General features: G+C 57.7%; 5 protein-coding genes and 1 pseudogene. 2 read left to right on the plus strand and 4 right to left on the minus strand.

What is annotated here, in order from left to right; all coding sequences use genetic code 11:
- From ACIREA_RS27660 to ACIREA_RS27675, 4 genes and pseudogenes are all read right to left on the minus strand, one after another.
- Nucleotides 1-279, minus strand: a pseudogene (locus ACIREA_RS27660) (hypothetical protein); the annotation flags it as partial.
- A gap of 12 nt (nt 280-291) precedes the next feature.
- Nucleotides 292-1,620 (minus strand): exo-alpha-sialidase, encoded by a 1,329-nt coding sequence (locus ACIREA_RS27665; RefSeq protein ID WP_397385553.1) that lies wholly within the window; start codon nt 1,618-1,620, stop codon nt 292-294.
- 16 nt (nt 1,621-1,636) lie between these two features.
- On the minus strand, nt 1,637-2,017 hold the full coding sequence (locus ACIREA_RS27670; RefSeq protein WP_397385554.1) for a GxxExxY protein: 381 nt from the start codon (nt 2,015-2,017) through the stop codon (nt 1,637-1,639).
- 102 nt (nt 2,018-2,119) lie between these two features.
- A complete protein-coding gene (locus ACIREA_RS27675) occupies nt 2,120-3,031 on the minus strand; it encodes a dihydrodipicolinate synthase family protein (protein WP_397385555.1) in 912 nt (303 codons plus the stop codon).
- 133 nt (nt 3,032-3,164) lie between these two features.
- Between ACIREA_RS27675 and ACIREA_RS27680 the strand changes: the two genes are divergently transcribed.
- Nucleotides 3,165-4,025, plus strand: coding sequence for an AraC family transcriptional regulator (locus tag ACIREA_RS27680; RefSeq protein WP_397385556.1), 861 nt, complete (start codon nt 3,165-3,167; stop codon nt 4,023-4,025).
- 50 nt (nt 4,026-4,075) lie between these two features.
- Nucleotides 4,076-4,230 (plus strand): AAA family ATPase (locus ACIREA_RS27685; protein WP_397385557.1); only part of this gene is annotated, 155 nt, incomplete at its 3' end.

Below are 4,230 nucleotides of genomic sequence, written 5' to 3' on the forward strand. Positions count from 1 at the left end.
CCCATCTTCCATCCCCGTGCTGTAACCACACGGATTCGGATACTGCCGTTTCACCTCTTCAGCCGTCGGCAAATGCACCTGCTCCTTGCCCTTTTCGTAGCTGCTCAGGTAGTCGCCAAACGTCTGCACCTTGGGCAGATAAAAACGATTCCACGTCACGTCCCAAGCCCGTGCAATCTGGGCAGAAAGCACCGCATCAGTCGAGGTGGCTTGTGCTTGCGCGGGCGATTGCATCGCAACGGCCGTGGCAAGAATGAGAAGAAGCGAGTATGGCTGCATGCGGACAGTGAATCACTTCGGCCACTGGCCGTCCACGATGGGTTTCAACGTCAGCTTGGCAGGATCAACGACGACGTGCTTCGCCTTCTGGCGCTTCCACGTATAGGTGATGTGGACGAGTCCATCGCTGGTCTGAATGATCGCCGGATAGCTAAACTCCCTCTTGGGTTCGTCTTCCAGCACAAGTGCCGCTTCCCACACCTTGCCATCCTTGCTCACAGCCAGATTCAGCGGGCTGCGTCCCTTGGCCGTGTGATTGTAGATCAGCAAATGGCGGCCATCCTTCAGCGTCACCGCATCCGTTCCCGAGTTAGGATTCGGCAGCGCAGTCAGCGAAATCTCACCCCACGTGCGCCCTGCATCATCAGAGGCAATTTGAAACACCTTGCCCTGACGCGTGCGGCCCACCGCCTGCAGCTTGTCACCGCCCAGATCAAGAATGCTCGGCTGAATAGCACTGACCTTCAGACCATCATGCAGCAGCTTCGTGCGCTCCCAAGTTTTGCCGAGATCACTGGACCGCTCAAAGTAAATCGCCCACTCGCTTGGCTTCGTGTCAGTCTCATTGCTGGTAGGGCAGAGGATGTCGCCGTTCGGAAGCTGCACCGGCTTGTTCTTGATCGGCCCAAAGATTCCTTTGGGCAGCTTCTGCGCCGCCGACCACGTCTTGCCACCATCGCTTGAGGTCTTGAGCTCCCCCCACCACGTGCTCGGCGAAGGCCCCACCTTGTAAAACAGCATCAGCGGCGCTCCACGCGGCTGAAACAACACCGGGTTCCACGTCGGATGCCGCGTGCCATCGGCCTGCACGCCACTCGCCGTCTCCACACTCTCCGTCCAATTCCCGTCTACCAGTCTAGACACCCAGATGCATACATCCGGATTCCTCTCCGCCGTCCCGCCAAACCACGCCGAAACCATCCCCGTCGGTGTTTCGACAATGGTCGTGGCATGGACCGAGGGATAAGGCCCCGTGTCATAGATGTATTCGGATTTCAAAATCCCAGGCTGCGCTTCCTTGGACTTCAGCCACTCCCACGAAGTCAGCGCACGGCTCTTATCAAGCTTATGCCACACCACCACTGCAGCCTGCCGAGGTGCGGCCGCGTCCGTCACATTCAGCACAAGCTTGTAATTCATCCCCGCCACAACCTGACTTTCACCTCTCTCAATGCTTTGCAGCTTGAGCTTCGGATCATGAGTTTTCACCGCAAACTCGGCAGCCTCCACCGCCTCCTTGTCCGTGGGTAAAACAGCGCTGAATCCTCCGGGAATCTGGGCGCGGAGATGGCAGGTCAGCAGCAGGGTGGCGGCAAAGCAAAGAAGCGAAAAGGATTTCATAGGATGGAGGGTGATTTCAGAGAACAATGCGTTCGACTTCGATAAGTGGATGGTGGCAGAAGTTGACTAGAAAGGCGAGTTTAAGGCCGGTAGCTTTGAGATAGTTTTGGACTTGAGCCCGATGAGCATCCGTTAGGTCTTTGACTGCCTTGAGCTCCACTACAATCTTGTCATAGCAGATAAAATCTGGAATGTAGGTGCTTTTGAGCGTGATGCCTTTGTAGTCGAGTTTTAAATTGGGTTGCGCAGTGGCGGGCGGGCCGGCCAGCCGAAACTCAATTTCCAAGCATTCTTGATACACAGGTTCAAGGAATCCTGCGCCTTTTTTCCTATAGACTTCAAAAAGGCATCCACGGATGGCAAAGCTTTCCTCAGGATAGATCAGCTTGGAGTTCATGAATGGGCAGAAAACAAGAATCAAAAACCACGGAATACACAGAATACACGGAAAAAAAGAACGGTTTGGTTTCCGTGTATTCTGTGTATTCCGTGGTTAAAATCAGGCCTTGATCAAACCAAGGTTGACGAGTCTTTCACGAATGATCGCACGTTCAGGGTCGCGGAAACGATGAAACGGCTCCGCCATATGGTCTTCACAGATGCCCAGCAGCGAAAGCCCGCACTTGATGCCCTTGATGATCGCCGACTTGTGCCGCCCCACGGTGTAAATACTTCCCGCCAGTTGCATCACCTGCGCATGCAGTTCCCGCGTGAGTTGCAAATCCTGCGCAGCAGCTGCCCGATACATCTCCACATAAAGCTTCGGATGCAGATTGGCCCCGCCATTGATGCCCCCATGGCCCCCCAGCAGCACAGCCTCAGCCGTGAGCTCTTCCGGCCCCACCAGCACGCTCCAGTCCGCCCGCTGCTTCGCCACTTCGAGCAGGCGATGAAAGTAGATCATGTCGCATGAGCTGTCCTTGACCCCGCAGATGCCCGGCATGTCCAGCGCACGACGCACCAAGTCGATCTCAAAGCTCACCTTCGTCAGCCCGGGCATGTTGTAGAGAAACATCGGCAGCGGCATCTCCGCCACGAGATCCTGAATGTACTCCTGCAGCTCCGGCGGCGCGGCAGGGAAGTAATATGGCGGCGCAGTCACCACATGCGTGGCTCCCGCCTCCGCGCTATGCCTCGCCAGGTTCACGCTCTCCGTGAATGACGTATCCGTGATGCCCACCAGTACCGGCACGCGCCCCGCCGTTTGCTTGCAGGTGCGCTCAATCAGTTCCCGCCGCAGGCGATAGCTCAGGCTGGGCCCTTCACCCGTGGTGCCGAGAATGAACAATCCGGACACTCCACCACCGATCAGGTGCTCGATCAGTCGCTCCAAACCTTCACAATCGAGCAGGTCGCGATCACGCAAGGGGGTGACGAGGGGCGGGATGATGCCGGAAAGTGGTTGGGACATATCCAACAAGTGACTTCCGAGGCCGCCAAATAGCAACCCGCCAGTGCGTCGAATGTTTGCCGGTGAAATGACGATTCTTGACCCTTTGTCGCAAGATTCACGCGGCTGGAAACTTTGATCCTGTCCCAACTCCATGCCCGCCACCGACCAGGCCGACTACTTTTCCAAGCAAGTCGTACGCACCCGCCGCTTCTTCCTCCCGGAATGGGAGGATCGTCAGAGCGATGCGTCGACGCTGTGCCTTGTCGGCGGTGGCTGCGAATGGTGTGCCCCGGATTTCGTCATGGACCGGCAGAAATTCCCGTTTCTCGCCTTCGAGTTCGTGTCGAAGGGCCATGGCAGCGTCACGCTGGCGGATCAGACGCATGAGATCGAAGCCGGCCACGCCTTTGTCTTCGATTCCACCACCCCGCAGGTCATCCGCAGCTCGGCGGAGGAGCCGATGGTGAAGTACTTCTTCAATTTCACCGGCACACGTGCCGCCTCGTTGATGAGCGATCTTGATCTCTCTCCCGGCAGCGTGCTCCGCGTCACAGACGCCTCACGCGTTGACTCACTGCTGGAGGAAGTGATCGATCACGCCCTCCGTGGCGGTCGCTTTGGCCTGCGGGCAGCCTGTGCCACGCTCGAGCACGCTCTGGTGCTCTGCGCGGACTCCCGCCAGCCCGCCACCACCAAAATGGACCCCGCGTACGCCACCTACCTGCGCTGCCGCGGTCATTTGCTGCGCAATTATCCCGTCCTCAGCAGCATCGAGCAGGCCGCCAAAGCTTGCTTCGTCTCCGCCGCCTACTTCACCCGCCTCTTCCAGCGCTACGACACCGAGACCCCGCTCGCCTGCCTCACCCGCCTCAAGCTCTCCCAAGCTGCCATCAAACTCCGCCAGCCCGATGCCCTTGTGAAAGGCGTCGCCGCCGAGCTCGGTTACAAATCCGCCGCACATTTTTCGCGCGCTTTTAAAGCATGGAGTGGAAGATCGCCTCGAGGTGGTTGAAATGAGAAAAGAACAATGCATGTTCATTTGTCCACCATTCCATCCCACCCATGCTTTCCTTCCTCAAAATCCGCAATCTGGCCCTCGTTGAAGACGTGACCTGGGAGCTGGCCGCTGGTCTCATCGGCGTGACGGGGGAGACGGGCGCAGGCAAATCCATCATCGTCGGCGCTTTGAAGCTGATCCTTGGAGAAAGAGCTGACCG

This window comes from Prosthecobacter sp., assembly GCF_044373815.1.
Lineage (GTDB): Bacteria > Verrucomicrobiota > Verrucomicrobiia > Verrucomicrobiales > Verrucomicrobiaceae > Prosthecobacter.